We start from the raw sequence: 20,673 nt of genomic DNA, 5'->3' as shown, positions 1-20,673 counted from the left end.
TCGGGCCCATGCGGCTCACGCCCCCGCAACAGGCCCCACCCCGCCTTCGACAGGTTCCTGCGATCTGCCGGAACGACTGGGGTCGGATCCCGTTGCTGCGCAACGGGCTCTGACCCCCTATTGATGGGCCATGGAGGACGCTAGATCCACGCCATGCGTGGATGGATTTCTGGTTCATCTGTGCCTCACGCGGAGGGCCGATGAAGGTTCATGCTATGAGGCCACGCAACGCACAGGACATCGCAACACCATGGCACGGACCCGGGTCGGCATCATCTTCGGGGGCAAGTCCTCCGAGCACGAAGTTTCGCTGCAGTCGGCGAAGAACATCCTCGATGCGCTTGATCGCGAGCGCTTCGAGCCGGTGCTGGTCGGTATCGACAAGCAGGGCCAGTGGCATCTGAGCCAGCCGGATACCTTCCTGATCAATGCCGATGATCCGTCGCGCATCGCGCTGCATCGGTCCGGTACGTCGCTGGCGGTGCGCCCGGGTGTGGAACAGGCACAGCTGCAGCCCTCCGATGCGGCCAGCGCGCTGGGCCAGATCGATGTGGTACTGCCGATCGTGCACGGGCCGCTGGGCGAGGACGGTGCGCTGCAGGGGCTGCTGCGCATGGCCAACCTGCCTTTCGTCGGTTCGCCGGTGCTGGGCTCGGCGGTGGCGATGGACAAGGACGTGACCAAGCGCCTGTTGCGCGACGCTGGCCTGCAGGTGGCGCCGTGGCTGTGCATCCGGCGTCACCAGGCCGCTGACGTCGATGTCGATGCGGTGATCGCGCAGCTCGGCCTGCCGTTGTTCGTGAAGCCGGCCAACCAGGGTTCGTCCGTGGGTGTGAGCAAGGTCAAGGATGCGGCGGGCTTCGCCGAGGCACTTGCATTGGCGCTGCGCTATGACCACAAGGTGCTGGTCGAATCGGCGGTGGTCGGCCGTGAGATCGAGTGCGCGGTGCTGGGCAACGAACAGCCGCAGGCCAGCCTGTGCGGCGAGGTGGTGGTGCACGACGAGTTCTACGCCTACGACACCAAGTACATCAACGAGGATGGCGCCGAGGTGGTCGTGCCGGCGGATATCGATGCTGCAACCCAGGCGCGTATCCAGCAGATCGCGCTGCGGGCCTACCAGGCGCTGGAGTGTGCGGGCATGGCGCGCGTGGATGTGTTCCTCACCGCAGACGGCGAGATCGTCATCAACGAGGTCAACACGCTGCCGGGCTTCACCCGCATCAGCATGTACCCGAAGCTGTGGGGCGCCAGCGGTGTGGACTACACCACGCTGATCACGCGCCTGATCGAACTGGCGCTGGAGCGCCATGAAGCCGATCGCGGATTGCACAGCGCTGTGTAGCAGCGCTCTCTGTAGAGTCGAGCCATGCTCGACTGCTTTTCATGAGTCGAGCATGGCTCGACTCTACAAAGATGCGTGCCGACCAACGGTCGGCACCCACCGGAAAGAACAGTGCCGGCCAGCGGCCGGCACTACCCTGCGGTCTTCTAGCCGCGCTTGCGGAACATCGAAATCACTGCCAGTACCAGGAACACAACGAACAGGATCCAGGCGATGTTGCTGGCTGCACCGGCGATGCCGGAGAAGCCGAGCACGGCAGCGATGATGGCGATGACGAAGAAAATAACGGCGTAATGCAGCATGGTGCTCCTCGCAGATGTCCGGGCCGTTGGATGGCGTGGGTCCATCCTCCCGATCTGGCGGTGTGCAACCAGTGATGGCGACCTATGCAGCAGATGAAGCCTTCAGCCTGCGCAGCCCTTCCTCGATGCTGACCTGCGGCACGTAGCCGAAGTCACGGCGCGCCGGCTCCATGCTGTACCAGTGCGGCGTGCACAGCTGCTCGGCCAGGAAGCGGGTCAGCGGCGGCTCGCCACGCAGGCGCAGCAGCGGCCACAGCCGCTCGCAGACCGCACCGATGCGATAAGCGGTCTTGAAGCTGATCGCCTTGTCCACCGTTGGTGCACCCACCGCGGACAGCAGCTTGTTGACCAGCTCGCGCATGGGCAGCGGTTCGCCGTTGGAAATGAAGTAGGCCTTGCCCGCACAAGCCGCGCCCGGCGCCAATGCTTCGAAAGCGAGGAAGTGCGCGAGCGCGGCATTGTCGATGTAAGTGGTATCCACCTTGTTGTTGCCATCACCCACCAGACGCAGGCGGCCCTGCCGCGCACGCTCGGCCAGCCTCGGCACCAGCTGTTGGTCGCCCGGGCCCCAGATCAGGCGCGGGCGCAGCGCCACCGTCGCCAACGAGGCGTCATTGGCCGCCAGCACGCGCTGTTCGGCAATCGCCTTGGTCGCCGCATACGGTGCCTGGAAATCCTCGCCGTACGGCACCTCATCAGCCCCCAGGCCTTCCACCGGGTGGGTCGCGCGGTGGGTCACGCTGGGCGTGGAGGTGTAGACCAGCCGGCTGATGCCGTGCGCGCGGCAGGCCGCGATCACGTTGTCGGTGCCGACCACGTTGGCCTGGTGGTAGCTGTCATAGCTGCCCCAGGCGCCGGCCTTGGCGCCGTTGTGAAATACCGCATCGACGCCGGCCACCGCGTGCAGCACCGCCTGCGCATCGGCCAGATCGCCACGGATCTGGCCCACGCCCATGGCCTGCAGTTCCGGGTAGTGGCTGCGGTTGAACGCCAGCACCTGGTGGCCACGTTCGACCAGCCCACGGCACAGCGCCTGGCCAAGGAAACCACCACCACCGGTGACCAGGATCTTCATGCGCGCTTCTCCAGTTCGGCGCTGGCCCAGACGGCGAGCTTCTCGCGGCCGATCTTGGCGTTGTGACGGATATCGACGGGGAACGCGGGGTGCATCAGTACGTGCTGCAGGTTCGCCTCGGGCAATCGCAGGGTGGCCTGGGCGCGCAGCGCCTCGCGCAACGCCGGGCTGTCGCTCTGGCCACGCTGCAGTTCCACGCACAGCACCGGCACCTGCGCACCCGCCGGGCCAACGCCAACCAGTGCCGTGCGCGCCACGCCCGGCACGGTGTTGAACACCGGCTCCACCTGTTCGGTGTACAGCGGCCCCTGTGCGGTTTCCACGCGATGGGTCTTGCGGCCGCAGAACCACAGGCGGCCCTGCGCATCGAAGTAGCCCACGTCACCCATGCGATGCACCACGCGCGTGCTGCCATCGGCCAGCGTCTCGCGGATCTTCGCCGCCGCGGTGGCCTGCGGGCGGTTGAAGTAACTGTCGGTAGCGGTCGGTCCGGCCACGGTGATCTCGCCCACCTCGCCGGTGGCCAGCACGCGCGCCTGCGACCAGTCGGCCAACGGTGCGTCATCGATGCCGATGATGCGCACCTCATTCGGTTCAACCACGCTGCCCACGCAGGTACCGGCACCGGCCTCGGTGGCGGCACGGGTGCGCTCCAGCTCGCGGCCTTCCACCACCGCCACCGGCAGGCACTCGGTGGCGCCGTACGGGGTCCAGAACTGCGCATCGGCCGGCAACAGACTGCGGATGGTGGCGACCACATCCGGCGGCACCGGGGCGCCGGCCGAGGTCACCCGGGTCACCGTCGGCAACGGCCGGCCGTGACGGGCCAGCACCCGCATCAGCGCAGGCGAGCCAAACAGCTGGGTCACGCCGAAGCGCTGGATGGCGTCATGCAGGCGTGCCGGGTCGGCCTGTGCCGGCCGGGTCGGGTCCATGTCCGGAATCACCGAGGTCAGGCCCAGCGCAGGGTCGAACAGCGCGAACGGCGGGAAGGTCGGCAGGTCCACGCCGCCCGCTTCCATGCCGAAGGCACTGCCCAGCAGCTGGATCTGGCCGACGAAATGGCGGTGGCGGTAGACCACGCCCTTGGGCACGCCGGTGGAGCCGCTGGTGAACAGGATCGCGGCCATGTCCTCGCCATCGGTAGCGGCCAGCATCGCCCCCCTGTTGGCACCGGCGCGCTCCAGCGCGGCCAGCGTGGTCCCGCCCCAGCCGAGGCGGCGGCCGACGGTGACCAGGCGGGTCGCCGAGGGCGCCCAGCGCAGCGCCAACCGCGCCACGTGTGCCAGCGGAATGCCAATGAAAGCCTCCGGCTGCGCCTCGTCCAGGCACTGCTTCAGCGCGCGTTTGTCGATGCCCGGGTCGACCAGCACCGGCACCGCACCCAGTTTGAACAGGGCAAACATCAACAGGAAGAACTCCGGCGACGGCCGCACCATCACCACCGTGCGCACCCCGCGACCGATCCCGTAGCCGGCCAGGCCAGCCGCCATGGCGTCGCTGCGGGCGTCCAGCTGACGGTAATCCAGGGTCACGTCGTAGGCGGCCATGCCGTTGCCGGCGCCACGGCGGCCCGGGCAGCGGATGGCGATCTGGTCGGGCCGTTCACGCGCCAGTTCAGGCAAACGGGCGGCAATATTGCAGGGTCGGTTCATCCGTTCATTGTCGCCGCTTACGGAATTTCTTGCGCGGCGGCCCACTTCGTGGAAAATCCGCACCCTCGTTCCTGATTCCGACTGCCGCCCGAGGCGGCTTGCCCATGCAACATCCCTGCATGACCTGCGGCGCCTGCTGCACCCAATACCGCGTGGCCTTCCACTGGATGGAATCAGACGAGGTCACCCCCGGCGGCGTACCGCACCAGCTGACCGAGGTGCTGGACCCGCATCGACTGTGCATGCGCGGCACCCACTCCAAGCCGGTGCGCTGCGTGGCGCTGGATGCGCAGATCGGCGTGTATTCACGCTGCACCATCCACCCCAACCGGCCCAGCGTGTGCCGTGAGGTGGATGCATCGTGGGAGTACGGCAAGGCCAGCCCGCAGTGCGACAAGGCGCGCATCGCCTACGGCCTGGATCCGTTGACCCTGGCCGACTGGCGCTGGCGCGACGAAGCGGGCAACGACGACGACCACCCGGACGACAACGGCAACAGCCCGTCACCGCAGGCGCCGATCGCGGCGTAGGGGTAGTGCCGGCCGCTGGCCGGCAACCTCATGAACCCTTCGGGTGTGCCGACCAACGGTCGGCACCTACCCATTTCCTCTTCCGGTGGGTGCCGACCGTTGGTCGGCATACCTCAGATCGGGTTCTTGTCCAGGAACGCGCGGATTTCCGGCACCAGAACTTCATGCTTGTCTTCCAGCACGTAATGCCCGGCATCCTCGAAGGCATGCAGCTGGGCCTGCGGTAGCGCGGCCTGGAAGCCCTTCAGGAAGTGGTGGTCGAACACGAAGTCGCGCAGGCCCCAGCCGAGGAAGACGGGGCGGTCGGCGAACGACGGCAGCGCCTTGCCGGCACGCTCCAGCAGCGACCAGGCCTTGTCGGCCGGCGACAGCGGGATGTCCTGCATGAAACGGATGGTGCTGATGCGGTTGGCGTAGTTGTTGTACGGCGACACGTAGGCGCGGCGCACGTCGGCCGGCATCTTCCGCTCCACGCCCAGCCACGAGGCGCCGGACGAGAACGCGTTGAAGGTGCGGATGATCCACTCGCCGATCTTCCAGTGGCGGCCCAGCGCGATCTGCCATGGCATCTTCTTCGCCGCCGGCATCGGGAACGCGGCGGTGTTGAGCACCACCAGGCGCTTCACCTGGTCGTGGTGGGACAGCGCCCAGCCGAAGCCGATCATGCCGCCCCAGTCGTGCACGGCCAGGGTCACCGGACCGGTGATGCCCAGGTGCTTCAGCAGCGCATCAAGGTCGTCCACGCGCGACTGCAGCGTGTACTCGTAGCGGCTGTCATCGGGCTTGTCCGACAGGCCCATGCCGATGTGATCCGGCACGATGCAGCGGTACGTGTCCGACAGGCCGGCCACCAGCGTGCGCCAGTAATAGCTCCACGACGGGTTGCCGTGCACCATCACCACCACTTCGCCATCGCGCGGGCCTTCGTCGAGATAGTTCATCGACAGGCCGGGGCGGACCTCGAAGCGCTGCGGGTGGGCGGGGTAACCGGGAAGCTGGGACATCGAATCGCACCTGTAGAAAGGGCCGGTAGAACCGGCCCCTGGACACTTGGAAAAATCATCGCTGCCCATCGCGCAGCAGGTCAGCGGTGACTTTTTTACCAGACCACTTCAGCCATCGAACAGTTCAGGCCCGAGCCAATGCCCAGAAGCGCGATGCGATCGCCCTTCTTCAGCTTGCCCAGCTGCTTGAGCTTGCTCAGCACGATCGGCACCGAGGCCGGGCCGATGTTGCCGTGCTCGCCGAAGATGGTCATGACCTTCTTCGGGTCGATGCCGAAGTTCTTGATGAACGCAGCGGTGTGCGGCTGGCTGACCTGGTGGATCACGAATTGGTCCAGCTCTTCCACGGCCCAGCCGAGTGCGATCTTGGCGGCACTGAAGGTCTTCTGCGCCAGCTTGATGCCTTCGATCAGCAGCAGGCGGGTGTCGGTGACCATGCGGTCCAGGTTGCCCAGGCACAGCTGGTTCCACTCGGTGGCCGAGCGGGTCACGCCGCCCTTGTAGCGCGGCGCATCCGGCACCAGCTCCGAGCGCGCCATCACCATCGCGGCGGCGCCCGAACCCGTGGTCAGGGCGGCCAGCTCGTTGCGGAAATCGTCGGCGGTGACGTCCGGGGCGGTCATGCGCTCCAGGGTCTTCTCGTACACCAGGTTGGCGGTCTCGCCATCCACCACCAGCGCGTAGTCGATGTCGCCGCGCTCGATCATGCGCGCCGCGATATCCATGCCGTTGATGAAGGCCAGGCAGGCATTGGCGACGTCGAAGGTCATGCACTCGTCGCTGACGCCGAGGTTGCCCGACACGATGGAGGCCGTGGACGGCTCCAGGTAGTCGCGGCTGACCGAGGTGTTGACCAGCAGGCCAACCTGCGTTGCATCGATGCCCGCGTCTTCCAGCGCCTTGCGGCCGGCCATGGTGGCGGCATCGGACGCAAGCACGCCGTTGTCCCACAGGCGGCGGGCATGGATGCCGGCGATATCGCCGAGCACGTCGGTGCGGATACCGAGGCGATCCAACGTCGGCTGCAGCCGCTCGTTGATTTCCTTGGTCGTCAGCGTGTGCGGCGCATCAACGTGTGCCAGGCCGGCGATCGAGACATTCTTGAAGAGCATCGAGGTTAGCGCCAAGGCTCAGGCAAAAGGGGGCGCTATTCTATAACCCCCGGGGCCTTCACCGCATCTTTACGAATTCAGGCTTGGCCGTATGGTGAAGCGTTCAGCGCGGCGGGCACTGGAAAGCGGCGAAGCGCTGGCTGCCATCGGCCGGAGCGGCGGCGGCCTGTACGGCGTTGGCGCCTGCGCTCGGGGCCTCGTTGCGGGCCAGGGTTTCCAGCTCTTCCTGCACACGCAGCGGGTTGCGGTTGTAGAAGCCGACCTTGCTCTTCACGGTCACCACCACCTCGCCCTTGGCGATGCAGCCAGCGGGAACCGGGCCTGCCGGCAGCACGCGGGTCGCCTTGCCGGCCGGTTCGATCGGCACCCAGGTACAGGCGGTGACGGTGAGCAGCAGGGAGGAAAGCAGCAGAACGCGCATGGGCAGATCCTGGAAGGGTATGGGGGGATTCTGCCTGAACAGCCTGAATCGGGGGTAGCCGGTGGGTGGGTGGGGTCAGATCCCCCGCAGGGGAGCCTGACCCCGCCTTCGGGTCACGGAGTTGCCGGCCAGCGGCCGGCACTACCACGGCAAGGTTGCCGGCCAGCGGCCGGCACTACCGGAGGAGCCGGCCCGCCCCATGGCGGGCCGGGTATTGCCTTACTTCTTGACCGGGTTGCCTTCTGCATCGATCACCGTCACCTCGCCCAGGTTCAGCGCGCGCACGGCCGCTTCGGTCTGCTTGAGGTCACCCACCACCACCCAGGTCAGCGCCTGCGGCTTGATCTCGGCGGCGGCCTGCTGCACCTGTGCCGGGGTCATCGCCTCGATCTCGGCCTTGCGGCGCAGCACGTAGTCATCCGGGCGCTTGAACTGCACGATCGAACCGATGGTCGACGCCACCGCGCTGGCGGTCTCGTAGGCACCGGGCAGGCTCAGGGTCTGGATGTTGCGGATGCGGTTGACCTCGGCGGCGGTGGCCGGCTTGCTGCCGTCGGCGAACGCGGCGATTTCCTTGCGCATTTCCGCCATCGCCGGGCCGGTCTTGTCGATCTGCACCGGCGCGCTGGCCATCCACGGGCGCTGGCCCACCGAATTGATCGCGCTGCTGCGCGCACCATACGACCAGTGCTTGTCCTCACGCAGGTTCATGTTCAGGCGCGAGGTGAAGTCGCCACCGATCACGCCGTTGGCGATATCGAAGCGGGTCGAGCTGGTGGCGCTGGACGGCGCGACCACCTGGCCGGCGAACAGGTTGGCCTGCACCGCGCCCGGCTGGTCGATCAGGAACACACGCGGGCCCTTCGGCAATGCGACGTCGGTCGCCGCCTTCACCTGCGGAGCATCGCCGGCAGCCTTCCAGTCGCCCAGCTGCTTGTCCAGCAGCGGCACGATTTCCGCCAGCGTGGTATCACCGACCACGATCAGGGTGCCGTTCTGCGGGCGCAGCCAGTCGTGGTGGAAATCAACCAGATCTTCGCGGGTCAGGCCGCTGATCGCCGCCTCATCGCCACTGCCGGTGAACGGAATGGCATACGGGTGGCCCTTGCCATACAGCAGTGGCGGCAGCACGCGCATCGCCACCGCACCCGGGTTGACCTTCTCCTGCTGGATGCCGGCGATCCAGGTCGCCTTGACCCGGTCGATCTCACCCTGCTCGAAGCGCGGCTCGCGCAGCAGGTCGCGGTACAGCGCCAGCGACGGTGCCAGATTTTCCTTCAGTGCCGACAGGTCCACGCTCATCGAGTCCAGGCCGGCCGAGGCATCCAGGCTGGCGCCCAGCGCATCGGCAGCATCGGCGAAGGCCAGCGAGCCGAGCTTGCCGGCGCCTTCGGTCATCAGGCTCATGGTGAAGTTGGCGGTGCCCGGCTTGCGGCCCTGGTCGGCGCTGAAGCCGCCCGGGAACTGGTAGCTGAACTGCACCACCGGAATCTCATGGCGTTCGGCCAGGATCACCTGGGTGCCGTTCTTCAGCGTGGCGCGCTGCAGCGCCGGGAACTTCAACTGGGGGAACTCGCGGGTCTGCGGCACGCCGGCCTTGCGGTCGACCTGCTCCGGCAGGGTGCTGTACTTGGGGTCCACCGCGGGAACGTTGAACGGCTTCGGCGCCTGGCTCGGGTCTTCCTTCAGCGCCACACGCTCACCCGGTGCGATCACCAGGGTGTGGCTGCCCTTGTCCAGCCACTGCGCGCCCAGCCGGCTCAGATCAGCAGCACTGGCCTTCTCGATGTTGGCCAGCGAGGTGCGGAAGCAGCCCGGGTCGCCGGTGAACACCGCGCACTCGGCCAGTGCGTCGGCCTTGCCGCCGAAGCCGCCGATGCGCTCGATGCCGCGGATGAAGCCGGCGCGGGCACCGGTCTTGGCGCGCTCCAGCTCGGCCGCGGTGGGGCCCTGCTTGATCAGGCGGTCCAGTTCCTCGTCAATGATCTTCTCGACCTTGGCCGGGTCCTGGCCCTGCTTGACCGTCGCCATGATCACGAAGTTCGAACCCAGCTGCGAGGTCGAAAGGCCCGAGGCGATGCTGTCCACCAGTTTGTCCTGGTGCTGCAGGCGCTGGCTCAGGCGCGAGGACTTGGCACCGCCCAGGACCTGCGCGAACAGCTGCAGCTGATCGACATCGGTGGTGCCGACCTGCGGCACGTTCCAGGCGCGGTAGATGCGCGCCTGCGGCACCTTGTCGGTCATCGTCTCGCGCGTGTCGGCGCTGCGCTTGGCCACGTTCACTGCCGGCTGCGCCATGGTCGGGCCGGCCGGGATGCTGCCGAAGTACTTGCCGACCTTTTCCTTGGCAGTGGCCAGGTCGATGTCGCCGGCCAGCACCAGCACCGCATTGTTCGGGCCGTACCAGGTGCGGAACCAGGTCTTCACGTCATCCAGCGACGCCGCGTTCAGATCGTTCATCGAACCGATCACGCCGTGGTGATACGGGTGGCCTACCGGGTACAGCGCCTTGTTGAGCTGGTCCCAGGCCTGGCCGTAGGGCTGGTTCTCGCCCTGGCGCTTCTCGTTCTGCACCACGCCACGCTGCTCGTCCAGCGCCGCCTGGTCGATCGCACCGACCAGATGGCCCATGCGGTCCGACTCCATCCACAGCGCCATGTCCAGCGCGGTGGTGGGCACGTTCTCGAAGTAGTTGGTGCGGTCGGTATTGGTGGTGCCGTTCTGGTTGGTGGCACCGACCTGCTTGAACGGTTCGAAGAATTCGCCGTCGTGGTTTTCGCTGCCCTGGAACATCAGGTGTTCGAACAGGTGCGCGAAGCCGGTACGGCCGGCCGGTTCGTCCTTGCTGCCCACGTGGTACCAGACGTTGACGGCGACGATCGGCGCCTTGCGATCGGTATGCACGATCACGCGCAGGCCGTTGGGCAGGGTGAACTGCTCATACGGGATATCGACCTTGGCCGGTGCTGCCGGCTTGGCCGCCAGCGCATGGGAAGGCACAAGCGTGCCCAGGGCGGTGCTGAGGGCGACGGCCAGCAGTGCAGCGCGCGGGCGAAGGGCGAGAGACATATCCGGATCCTTGGTCACATAGGTGAACCCCGATCCTAGCCTGCGCACGCAGCGGCAGGAATCGGCCAGCAGTCACTGGGGGTGTTTGCCCCTGTGCCCCATCCGCAGCGCCGATCTGCGCTGCCCGACCGGTCACAAGCGCCCGCCAGGACCGTCCGGACAGTGTCCGCAGCACATCGAATGGACAGGTGTCCGCCTACCGGACACTTCTCGGCCAAACAAAAACTCTTTCAAATCAACAACTAAAAGTTGGCACGGGGATTGCTTGGTACTTCCTGCGCCAGGAAGGGCTTCAGATGAAAGCTGACTGAAGACTGAACACATGCAGGAAACCGAAAATTTTCCTTGCAAGCCCAGAATCGGTGTACTACCTTACTACCACACCACTGATCACCAACACTAAACAGGCCCCGTCATGAACGCCAAGACCATTGCCATCGCCATCGCCCTGATCGCCGGCACCGCGGTTGTTTCGTCGGTGCAGGCCTCCGAATCCATCCAGACCCTGGCCACCGTGCAGGTCCGCCCGGCCGCCGACCAGCTGGCCCAGCAGGCCTGGGAACAGGCCAGCGGCATCCCGACCCTGGCCACCGTGGAAGTGCGCCCGAGCGCCGACCAGCTGGCCGAGCGCAACGGCTACGTTGCCGCCCCGGTTGCTGCCGCGATGCCGATCACCACCCTGGCCTCGGTGGAAGTGCGCCCGAGCCTGGAACAGCGCGTCGCCCTGGCCGCCGAAATGGAAGCCCAGCGCTACGCCGCCACCTTGGCTGCTGCCGCCACCAACGTCGCCAACTCGGTCATCGTCAACCTGCCGGCCCTGCAGGTGCGCCCGAGCGCCGCCGACCTGCAGGCCCTGGCCACCGAAACCGCCCAGGTCCTGCTGCGCCCGTAAGCGGTGCCGCCCTGCCCAGCGCAGGGCGTGCGCCGTAAAGGCGGCGGTCGTCGCAGGTACACTGCGCCGATGAATGCCGCGCCCCAGTTCCATGTGATCCTGTTCCAACCGGAAATCCCGCCCAACACGGGCAATGTGATCCGGCTCTGCGCCAACACCGGCGCGCAGCTGCACCTGGTCGAGCCGCTCGGCTTCGCACTGGAAGACAAGCAGCTCAAGCGCGCCGGCCTGGACTACCACGAGTACTCGCGCCTGCAGGTCCACCCCGACCTGGACACCGCGCTGGCGCGGATCGCACCAAAGCGCTTGTTCGCACTGAGTACCCGGGCCAGCGTGCGCTACGACAGCGTGGCCTTTGAAGATGGTGATGCCTTCCTGTTCGGCCCGGAAAGCCGCGGCCTGCCGCAGGACGTGCTCGATGCCTTGCCCGATGGCCGCCGCCTGCGCCTGCCGATGCGGCCGGACAACCGCAGCCTCAATCTTTCCAACACCGTTGCGGTGGTGATGTACGAAGCGTGGCGGCAGCACGGGTTTGCGGGCGGCGCGTAAACCGCCTCAGGTGGGGCTGGACCCGCTTCTGGTGGGTGCGGACCTTGGTCCGCACTGATGCCCGGTCGCGCGCTGAAGGAATGTGCCAACCAAGGTTGGCACCTACCAAAGGCAGGTCCAGGCAGGCGCCAAGAACCTCTGATGGCTGTGGATCGCTTCTGGTGGGTGCGGACCTTGGTCCGCACCGATGCCCGGTCGCGCGCTGAAGGAATGTGCCAACCAAGGTTGGCACCTACCAAAGGCAGGTCCAGGCAGCCGCCGAGAACCTTTGATGGCTGTGGATCGCTTCTGGTGGGTGCGGACCTTGGTCCGCACCGATGCCCGGTCGCGCGCTGAAGGAATGTGCCAACCAAGGTTGGCACCTACCAAAGCACATCCCAGGTGGCCGTGGCAGGTGCCATGTGCAGCAGATCCACGCCATGCGTGGATGGTGTTCCCCGCACCGCCTAGAACGCGTTGATGCCGGTCAGTTCGCGGCCGATCACCAGCTGATGCACGGTCTCGGTGCCTTCATAGGTGATCACCGATTCCAGGTTCAGCGCATGCCGGATCGCTACATGCTCGGTGGTGATGCCGGCGCCGCCCAGCAGATCGCGACACTCGCGGGCGATGTCGATGGCCATGCGGCAGTTGTTCCACTTGGCCAGGCTGACCTGCTGCGGCTGCAGCTGGCCGGCTTCCTTCAGGCGGCCCAGCTGCAGCGCCAGCAGCTGCGCGGTGGTGATGCGGCGGGCCATTTCGGCCAGCTTGATCTGCGCGCTCTGCGTGGCGGCCAGCGGGCGTCCGAACAGCACGCGCTCCTTGGCATAGCCCAGCGCTTCATCCAGGCAGGCAATGGCGGCACCGATCGGGCCCCAGCTGATGCCATAGCGGGCCTGGGTCAGGCAACCCAGCGGCCCCTTCAGGCCCGTCACGTTCGGCAGGCGGTGGCTGTCGGGCACGCGCACGTCATCGAAGAACAGCGCGCCGGTCAGCGACGCACGCAGGCTCATCTTGTGCTTGATCTCCTGCGTGGTGAAGCCGGCCATGCCCTTTTCCAGCACGAAGCCCTGGATGCCGTCCTCGGTCTGCGCCCAGACGATGGCCAGGTCGGCCACCGGGCCGCTGGTGATCCACATCTTGCTGCCGCTGATGCGCCAGTCGCTGCCGTCGCGCACCGCGCGGGTCTTCATGCTGGCCGGATCGGAACCGCCGTGCGCCTCGGTCAGCCCGAAGCAGCCGATCAGTTCGCCGCGCGCCATCGCCGGCAGCCACTGCCGGCGCTGTTCCTCGCTGCCGTAGGCATAGATCGGGTACATGCACAGCGAGCTCTGCACCGAAACGAAGCTGCGCAGGCCCGAATCGCCGCGCTCCAGCTCCTGGCAGATCAGGCCATAGCTGACCGCACCGAGGTCGCCGCCACCGTATTCGGCCGGCAGAGTGGCACCGAGCAGGCCCAGCGCGGCGATCTCCGGCACCAGCTCTGAAGGGAAGCGGGCCTGGTCGAAGGCATCGCCGATGATCGGCAGCACGCGCTCGTTGGTGAAGCGGGCGACGCTCTCCTGCACCGCGCGCTCTTCCTCGTTGAGCAGGGAACGGACATCGAACAGATCGTACGGATGCAAAGCCATGGCACTCACGCGCAGTCAGGACCCGGCCATTGTCGGTCATCCGCAAGCATCGCGTCTGGTAGGTGTGGACCTTGGTCCACACGGTAGCGGGTCCGGGCGGTGAAACAATGTGCCAACCAAGGTTGGCACCTACCCGGACACGTGCATTACGCTGCACCGCAGCAATCATGACGTGAACATCGTCGATCTAGCTCGATCACGCGCGGCCCGGTACCCTGACACATTCAAACAACCGTTTCGCTCGTGGCTGCACGCGCGATTCCCAGGCACCGCCGGTGGCCCCGATGCCGGCCCTACCCACGAGTCATGCAATCGATGAGCGCTGAAGCCAACGCCCTGCCCCCGCGTGAAGTAATGGAGTTCGACGTGGTGATCGTCGGCGCCGGCCCCGCCGGCCTGGCCACCGCGATCCGCCTGCGCCAGCGCGCGATCGAAGCCGGCCGCGACCTGTCGGTGTGCGTGCTGGAGAAGGGCTCCGAACCGGGCGCGCATGTGCTGTCCGGCGCCGTGATGGATCCGCGCGCACTGACCGAACTGTTCCCGGACTGGGCCGAGCGCGGCGCACCGCTGAAGCAGAAGGTCACCCGCGACGAATTCCTGTTCCTCAGCGAAACCGGCGCACGCAGCACGCCCAATGCGCTGCTGCCGGAGTGCTTCCACAACGAAGGCAACTACATCATCAGCCTGGGTGAAGTGACCCGCTGGCTGGCGCAGCAGGCCGAAGCGCTGGAAGTGGCGATCTTCCCCGGCTTCGCCGCAGCCGAGGTGCTGTACGGCGACAATGGTGAAGTGATCGGCGTGGCCACCGGCGACATGGGCATCGAGAAGGACGGCAGCATCGGCCCGGCCTTCGAACGCGGCATGGCGCTGCAGGCCAAGTACACGATCTTCGCCGAAGGCGCACGCGGCCACCTCGGCCGCCAGCTGATCGCGCGCTACAAGCTCGATGAAGGCAAGGACCCGCAGGCCTACGGCATCGGCATCAAGGAACTGTGGCAGATCGACCCGGCCAAGCATGAGCCGGGCCTGGTGGTGCACGCCGCCGGTTGGCCGCTGGACAGCGATACCTATGGCGGCGCGTTTCTGTACCACGCCGACGGTGGCAAGGTCGCCATCGGCTACGTGGTCGGCCTGGACTACAGGAACCCGTGGCTGAGCCCGTTCGAAGAGTTCCAGCGCTTCAAGACCCATCCGTCCATCCGCAAGCACCTGGAGGGTGGCACCCGCATCGGTTACGGCGCGCGTGCGATCACCGCCGGTGGCCTGCTGTCGCTGCCCAAGACCGTGTTCCCCGGTGGCGCGCTGGTCGGCTGCGAGGCCGGCTACCTCAACGCCAGCCGCATCAAGGGCAGCCATGCCGCGATCAAGACCGGCATGCTGTGCGCCGATGCCGCGTTCGACGCGCTGGCCGCCGACCGCCAGCACGATGAACTGAGCGCCTACCCGAAGGCGTTCGAAGCCAGCTGGCTGTTCACCGAACTGCAGCAGGCCAAGAACTTCAAGCAGTGGTTCAAGAAGGGCCAGACCGTGGCCACGCTGATGACCGGCGTGGAGCAGTGGCTGCTGCCAAAGCTGGGCGTGCGCAATCCGCCGTGGACCCTGCACCGCACGCAGCCGGATCACGTCTGCCTGGAGCCGGCGGCCAAGCACACCCGCATCGCCTACCCGAAGCCGGATGGCGTGCTGACCTTCGACCGTCTCAGCTCGGTGTTCCTCAGCAGCACCAACCACGACGAGAACCAGCCCAGCCACCTGACGCTGAAGGACCCCAGCATTCCGGTGAAGGTGAACCTGGCCGAGTACGCCGGCCCGGAAGCCCGCTACTGCCCGGCGGGTGTGTACGAGTTCGTCGGTGAAGCCGATAACGCGCGGCTGCAGATCAACGCGCAGAACTGCGTGCACTGCAAGACCTGCGACATCAAGGACCCGACCCAGAACATCGTGTGGGTGACCCCGCAGGGCGGTGGCGGCCCGAACTATTCGGGCATGTGATTGCTCCGGGCTGCGACCGCGTGTCGCAGCCCACCTGCCCCGCTGCGTCGCTATCCTGCCCGCCCATGCGTGCTTTCCGCCTGCTCATCACCATTGCTTTGACCCTGGCGGCCACGGCCTGCCAGCGCCCGCCTGCGGCACCGGCCACGCCGGAACAGGCGCAGCAGCAGGCCATGCAGCGCGCGTTCGAGCTGTGCGCCGGCTGCCACACCGTGCAACCTGGTGGCATCCACCGCTTCGGACCCAATCTGCACGGCGTGATCGGCCGCCGCGCTGGCAGCCTGCCGGACTATGGCTATTCCGACGGCATGCGCCGCGCCGATATCACCTGGACCGCGCAGACCCTGGATGCGTTCCTGCAGTCGCCCACCCACGTGGTGCCCGGCACGCGCATGTACAACGCCTTCCCCAGCGCCGAACGCCGCGCACTGGTGATCGCCTACCTGCAGCAGCAGTCGGCTCAGTGAGCCAGGCGCTGCAGCTGTCGCTGCAGCCGTGCCACAAATTCCGCCACCGCCGCGAACAACGGCGCCACATCGGTTTCCGCCGCATCCTGCAGACGCTCCACCAACGCATTGGCCTGCCCGGCCAGCACTGTCGCTCCCACCGCGCCCAACCCACCGGCCTGACGATGCAGGTGCAGTGCGGCCGCCTCGCGATCTCCAGCCTGCAGCGCGCGCTGCACGGCGGCAAGATCGCCCTCGCTGGCCTGCAACAGGCTGTCGCGCAGCTGCTCGGCCACCGCACGTGAGCCGAAGCGCCGCTGCAGGCTGTCCAGATCGGGCAGCGTCCCAGCATCGTCGACGGCGGACTCGGCCTGCGGCTCCTCAAACGACTGTCCCTGCGCCTGCGGCAACCAGCGCAGCAGTGCGGTGCGCAGCGTGGCCAGTGACAGCGGCTTGGCCAGCACTTCGTCCATGCCGGCCTCGCGGCAGCGCCGTGCATCGTCATCCAGCACGCTGGCGGTCAGCGCCAGCACGGTCAGCCGCGGCTGGCCGTTGCGGCCCTCGCGTTCGCGCAGCAGGCGGGTGAAACCGAAGCCATCGAGCACCGGCATCCGGCAGTCGGTGATCACCAGATCGAAACTCTCCGACGACAGCCGATCCAAGCCCTGCTGGCCGTCACCGACCATCACATGCGGCACCCCCAGCTGCTGCAGTCGCCAGGCCATCATCGCCTGGTTGGTCGGGTGGTCTTCGATCACCAGCACCCGCGCCTGGCGCAGCGCCGGCGGCAGCAGCGAGGCCTGTTCCTGCTCGGCGACCAGCGCTTCCACATCACCGCTGCCGGCTTCCACCAGCGACAGCCGCACCTCGGCGCGGGTCCCTTCGCCCAGCGTGCTGTGCAGCTCCAGCTCGCCGTCCATCATCTGCACCAGGCGCTGGCAGATGCTCAGGCCCAGGCCGGTACCCCCATGGTCGCGCTGGATGTAGGCACCGGCCTGAGTGAACGGCGCAAACAGGTGCTGCAGCTGTTCCGGCGCGATGCCGATGCCGGTGTCGGTGACGCTCAGGCACAGCGGCTGGCTGCCGTCTTCGGCGGTCGGCCCCAGCACTTCCAGCTGCAGCCGCACTTCGCCGCGCACGGTGAACTTGATGGCGTTGCTGAGCAGGTTGAACACGATCTGGCGCAGGCGCACGCCATCCACTTCGTGCGCGGCCGCCAGCTGCGGGTCGATCTGCACGTGCAGGTCCAGCCCACGTGCACTGGCCTGCGCCGACAACAACCGGCACACGCTTTCCAGCAATGGCCGCAGCGGCTGCGGCACCGGTTCCAGGCGCAGCGCGCCGGCCTCCAGCCGCGAGTAGTCAAGAATATCGTCGAGGATCTGCCGCAGCATCTGCGCCGAATCCTCGATCACCCCGAGGATGCGCTGCTGCTCGGCATCCAGCGGCGAATGCGCCAGCACTTCCAGCATGCCCAGCACGCCACTCATCGGCGTTCGGATTTCATGGCTCATGGTCGCCAGGAAACGCGACTTCGCCTCCGCCGCCTGTTCGGCGTCGGCCTTGGCCGCAGTCAGGGCCTCGGCCTGTGCACGCGCCTCGCTGACATCCACCCAGTATCCACTCCAGGTGACCACGCCCGCTTCCGCCGCATAGGGATGGGCCTGGCTGCGCACCCAGCGCGCGCCGGTGCCTTCAGGTCGCAGCCGGAACTCGAGAACAAGCGGTGCGAACTGGCGCGCCGCCTGCTCGACCGCATGCAGGATGTGCTCGCGGTCGTCTTCCTCGATGCGCTCCAGCAGGCACATTGCATCTTGTTCGGCCTGCTGCCGGCTGATCCCGAACAACGCCTGCAGGTCACCGGCAATGAACGGGAAGCTGAGGGTTCCGTCTGCCGCGCGGCGAGCCTGATAGACCACGGCAGGCAGGTTGTCGGTGACTTCGGCCAGGCGCTGTTCCAGGTGACGCCGTCCGGCCACCTCGCGGCGCAGCCGCCAATGCCCGATGGCGTGCACCAGCAGCGCGGTGAGCAGCACCAGCAGCAGCGGCACGCCCCAGCGCATCGCGCTGTTCCAGTCCAGGCCGTTGCGGTACTCGACGGCCAGCCAGTCCCCGCGCAGTGCCTCGCGCTTGCGCGGCGTCATCTGCAGCAGCAGGCGGTCGAAGGTGGTGGCCAGGGCGGCATGGCGGCGCTCAACCGCCAGCACCAGCTGATCGTTGAAACCTGCCGGTGCCGCCACCTGCAGGCGCCCCGGGAAGCGGTTGCGCAGCAGATGGTCAACCAGTGCCAGGTTGCCTACGTAGGCATCGGCGTCGCCATTGATCAGGCGCTGCAGGGCCTGTTCCGCGCTGCGTGCCGCGATGATCCGCGCCTGCGGCGCCTGCTGCAGCACATAGCCACGCACACGTTCCGGATCGGACAGCAGCACCCGCTTGCCCTGCAGGTCGGACAGGCCCAGCAACGCCGGGCTGTCACGCCGGCTGACGATCACGTTCGGCACGCTGATGAAGGGCTGGCTGAACACCCAGTCCGGGCCCAGGTAGCGAGAATCGGCAGGAATGCCCATCACCGCCTGCAGCTCGCCGCGGCGCGCCTTCTCGCGCACCTCGTACCAGTCGTGGCTGTTTTCCACCTGCAGGTTGGCGCCAGCCTGCAGCAGGCGCCGCAGGTATTCGCTGGCCAGGCCACTGGGGTTGCCATCCTGGTCCGCGAACGACAGCGGCGCCGCGTTCGGCGCGAAGCCGATCTTCAACGGCTGCTCCAGTACCCGTTTCTCGGCCTGGCTCAACGCCAGCTGTGCCGATGCCGACCACTGCGGAGGTGGCAGCCAGCGCTGCACCAGCGCATCGCGCTGGGCCTGGCTGGTCGCAGCCAGTGCCAGGTCCAATGCTTCGGCCAACGGCTGCTTGCTGTTGGGAACACCGAAGTGCAGCCGTTCGGGCGGCAGATCGCTGGGGCGCAGCAGCACGACCCCCTGCAGGTCCTCGCGTGCGATCAGTTCGGTGGCCACGTAGGCATTGCCGATGTAAACGTCTGCCTTGTCGTCTCTGACCATCTCCAGCGCCGCCAACGAGCTGTTTGCGACAAGCTGTCGTGCCCGGGGAAAGCGCGCCCGCACCTGCGGGCCGGTCAGGAAGTCCTGCTCGATCACCACCCGCAGTCCATCCAGGTCGGGGATGTCGGAGGCACGCAGGTCATCCGGGCGTCCCACCAGGGCCAGCGCTGCCTCGCCATAGGCGGCGGTATAGACCATGCAGCGGGTGCGGTCGGCACTGAGACCGACATTCATCACTACATCGATCTCGCCACGACATGCCGCATCCAGCACGGATGTCCAGTCGGGATAGCGCCGTGCCTCCACCTTCACGCCCAGCTGACGGGCGAGAAGCGACAGATAATCCGGGCCCAGGCCGACCTGCTGGCCATCACGGAGGGACTCGAACGGCGGCCAGCCACTGTCATACTGGCCCACGACGATGCTCGGATGCGCGGCAAGGTACTCGCGCTGCAGCGGGCTGAGCGGCAACAGCCCAGGCACTGCCTGTGCCAGCGCCGCAGGCAGCACCAGCACGGCCAGCAGCAGGACCAGCCCGCGAACAGCCCAGCTACGCATCTGCGTTGATCTCCTAGAATCTGCCAGGAACCGCGATGGTCGCGGTCCGGCGTGCCCGGTGGCCATACTAGAGCATGAGCTTGCGCATCATCATCGCAGACGACCACCCGGTGGTCCGTATCGGTACCCGTGCCGTCATCGAATCGAGCGGGGTGGGCCGCGTGGTCGGCGAAGCCGACAGCGCGCAGGCGCTGATGGCCCTGCTCGGCAGCCAACCCTGTGACCTGCTGGTCACCGACTACTCCATGCCGGGCAGTCCCCAGGCCGACGGCTTCGCCATGATCGGCATGATCCGCCGCCGTCATCCCGACCTGCCGGTGCTGATGCTCAGTGTCTCCAACAACCTGGCGATCCTGCGCATGGTGCTCGACAGCGGCGTGCTCGGCCTGGTCGACAAGAGTTCGTCGATGGACGAACTGCCACAGGCCATCCAGGCGGTCTACCGGGGCCAGCCCTACATCAGCCGCAGCCTGCGCGAGCGGGTCGAGGCCGCTGGCAGCTGGCGCATGCGCGAGGGCGACGGCAAGCCACTGTCGCCACGCGAGGTGGAGGTGCTGCGGCTGCTGGGCACCGGCATGACCGTGAAGGAAATCTCGCTGCAGCTGCACAAGAGCGTCAGTACCATCAGTCGGCAGAAGGGTGACGCCATGCTCAAACTGGGCCTCAAGGGCGACGCCGAGCTGTTCGATTACCTGCGCGACGGCAAGATCTGAGAGCCAGATCACACAAGAAGGGCAGCTGCCACCGCCCTCTTTGACCGGCCGCCGATCTGTGCCAAGATGGTCCGGCATGAGTTCTCAATGCGAGGTCGAAGGAATCGACCGGCTCATGTCCTCGCTCCCGTCCCTGGTGGACGTGGCGCGGTTTCCTGCCGGCCGTCTGGCCCGGCAACGCTGACCATGGAGAGGCGCATGCATCATCCCCCCAAGCTACGTTGGACCCTGCCGTTGCGGCCTCTGCGCGCATTCGCGGCGTGCCTGCTCGTCTCTCTTTCCGCTGCCGCCTGCAGCGCCGCCGATCCGGCCCCCTCGTCCTCCCAGCCCGGCGCCCCTGCGCA

16 protein-coding genes are annotated in these 20,673 nt (G+C 67.1%); 7 read left to right on the top strand and 9 right to left on the bottom strand.

Going from position 1 to position 20,673, the window contains the following annotated elements; genetic code table 11:
- The first annotated feature begins 250 nt into the window (after positions 1–250).
- Positions 251–1,345, top strand: coding sequence for a D-alanine--D-alanine ligase (ddlA, locus tag AC5O77_RS14620; RefSeq protein WP_478058700.1), 1,095 nt, complete (start codon positions 251–253; stop codon positions 1,343–1,345).
- A gap of 146 nt (positions 1,346–1,491) precedes the next feature.
- Here ddlA and AC5O77_RS14615 read toward each other — a convergent pair whose 3' ends face one another.
- From AC5O77_RS14615 to oleC, 3 genes are all read right to left on the bottom strand, one after another.
- Positions 1,492–1,647, bottom strand: coding sequence for a DUF1328 domain-containing protein (locus tag AC5O77_RS14615; RefSeq protein ID WP_004153593.1), 156 nt, complete (start codon positions 1,645–1,647; stop codon positions 1,492–1,494).
- An 82-nt stretch (positions 1,648–1,729) separates the two neighbouring features.
- Positions 1,730–2,722, bottom strand: coding sequence for a 2-alkyl-3-oxoalkanoate reductase (gene oleD, locus AC5O77_RS14610; protein ID WP_032130147.1), 993 nt, complete (start codon positions 2,720–2,722; stop codon positions 1,730–1,732).
- On the bottom strand, positions 2,719–4,377 hold the full coding sequence (gene oleC, locus AC5O77_RS14605) for an olefin beta-lactone synthetase (protein ID WP_478058734.1): 1,659 nt from the start codon (positions 4,375–4,377) through the stop codon (positions 2,719–2,721). The genes oleD and oleC overlap by 4 nt, the downstream gene beginning before the upstream one ends.
- A 104-nt stretch (positions 4,378–4,481) precedes the next feature.
- On the opposite strand from oleC, the gene AC5O77_RS14600 reads away from it, so the two are divergent.
- Positions 4,482–4,907, top strand: a complete 426-nt coding sequence (locus AC5O77_RS14600; protein ID WP_004135417.1) for a YkgJ family cysteine cluster protein — start codon at positions 4,482–4,484, stop codon at positions 4,905–4,907.
- Between the two features lie 113 nt (positions 4,908–5,020).
- Here the strand turns inward: AC5O77_RS14600 and AC5O77_RS14595 are convergent, their stop codons facing one another.
- The 4 genes from AC5O77_RS14595 to AC5O77_RS14580 all read right to left on the bottom strand — a co-directional run bounded on the left by AC5O77_RS14595 (position 5,021) and on the right by AC5O77_RS14580 (position 10,513).
- A complete protein-coding gene (locus tag AC5O77_RS14595; RefSeq protein ID WP_478058737.1) occupies positions 5,021–5,911 on the bottom strand; it encodes an alpha/beta fold hydrolase in 891 nt (296 codons plus the stop codon).
- A 95-nt stretch (positions 5,912–6,006) separates the two neighbouring features.
- Positions 6,007–7,023: a 3-oxoacyl-ACP synthase III gene (locus AC5O77_RS14590; protein ID WP_107431623.1), complete on the bottom strand. Its 1,017-nt coding sequence runs from the start codon at positions 7,021–7,023 to the stop codon at positions 6,007–6,009.
- A 103-nt stretch (positions 7,024–7,126) separates the two neighbouring features.
- Positions 7,127–7,444: a DUF4156 domain-containing protein gene (locus AC5O77_RS14585; protein WP_005407628.1), complete on the bottom strand. Its 318-nt coding sequence runs from the start codon at positions 7,442–7,444 to the stop codon at positions 7,127–7,129.
- 219 nt (positions 7,445–7,663) lie between these two features.
- Positions 7,664–10,513 carry a M16 family metallopeptidase gene (locus AC5O77_RS14580; RefSeq protein ID WP_107431624.1) on the bottom strand — a complete coding sequence of 950 codons (2,850 nt, stop codon included), beginning with the start codon at positions 10,511–10,513 and terminating at the stop codon, positions 7,664–7,666.
- 415 nt (positions 10,514–10,928) lie between these two features.
- Here AC5O77_RS14580 and AC5O77_RS14575 point away from each other — a divergent pair, with 415 nt between their 5' ends.
- Positions 10,929–11,405 carry an XAC0231 family protein gene (locus AC5O77_RS14575; protein ID WP_032130143.1) on the top strand — a complete coding sequence of 159 codons (477 nt, stop codon included), beginning with the start codon at positions 10,929–10,931 and terminating at the stop codon, positions 11,403–11,405.
- 69 nt (positions 11,406–11,474) lie between these two features.
- The gene (locus tag AC5O77_RS14570; protein ID WP_005407625.1) at positions 11,475–11,954 is read left to right on the top strand and encodes a tRNA (cytidine(34)-2'-O)-methyltransferase; all 480 of its coding nucleotides are present in this window, start codon (positions 11,475–11,477) and stop codon (positions 11,952–11,954) included.
- Between the two features lie 446 nt (positions 11,955–12,400).
- On the opposite strand, the gene AC5O77_RS14565 is transcribed toward AC5O77_RS14570, so the two are convergent.
- Positions 12,401–13,564: an acyl-CoA dehydrogenase family protein gene (locus AC5O77_RS14565; RefSeq protein WP_478058739.1), complete on the bottom strand. Its 1,164-nt coding sequence runs from the start codon at positions 13,562–13,564 to the stop codon at positions 12,401–12,403.
- A gap of 315 nt (positions 13,565–13,879) precedes the next feature.
- Here AC5O77_RS14565 and AC5O77_RS14560 point away from each other — a divergent pair, with 315 nt between their 5' ends.
- Positions 13,880–15,556: an electron transfer flavoprotein-ubiquinone oxidoreductase gene (locus AC5O77_RS14560; RefSeq protein WP_049461849.1), complete on the top strand. Its 1,677-nt coding sequence runs from the start codon at positions 13,880–13,882 to the stop codon at positions 15,554–15,556.
- A gap of 65 nt (positions 15,557–15,621) precedes the next feature.
- The gene (locus AC5O77_RS14555; protein WP_032130140.1) at positions 15,622–16,023 is read left to right on the top strand and encodes a c-type cytochrome; all 402 of its coding nucleotides are present in this window, start codon (positions 15,622–15,624) and stop codon (positions 16,021–16,023) included.
- Here the strand turns inward: AC5O77_RS14555 and AC5O77_RS14550 are convergent.
- Positions 16,017–19,616 carry an ATP-binding protein gene (locus tag AC5O77_RS14550; protein WP_478058742.1) on the bottom strand — a complete coding sequence of 1,200 codons (3,600 nt, stop codon included), beginning with the start codon at positions 19,614–19,616 and terminating at the stop codon, positions 16,017–16,019. The genes AC5O77_RS14555 and AC5O77_RS14550 overlap by 7 nt on opposite strands.
- Before the next feature lie 74 nt (positions 19,617–19,690).
- Here AC5O77_RS14550 and AC5O77_RS14545 point away from each other — a divergent pair, with 74 nt between their 5' ends.
- The gene (locus AC5O77_RS14545; RefSeq protein ID WP_032130138.1) at positions 19,691–20,329 is read left to right on the top strand and encodes a response regulator; all 639 of its coding nucleotides are present in this window, start codon (positions 19,691–19,693) and stop codon (positions 20,327–20,329) included.
- Positions 20,330–20,673: the final 344 nt, after the last annotated feature.

The sequence above is a fragment of the Stenotrophomonas sp. INTA L402-1 genome, assembly GCF_059295135.1.
This window is presented reverse-complemented; position numbering and strand designations above follow the sequence as displayed.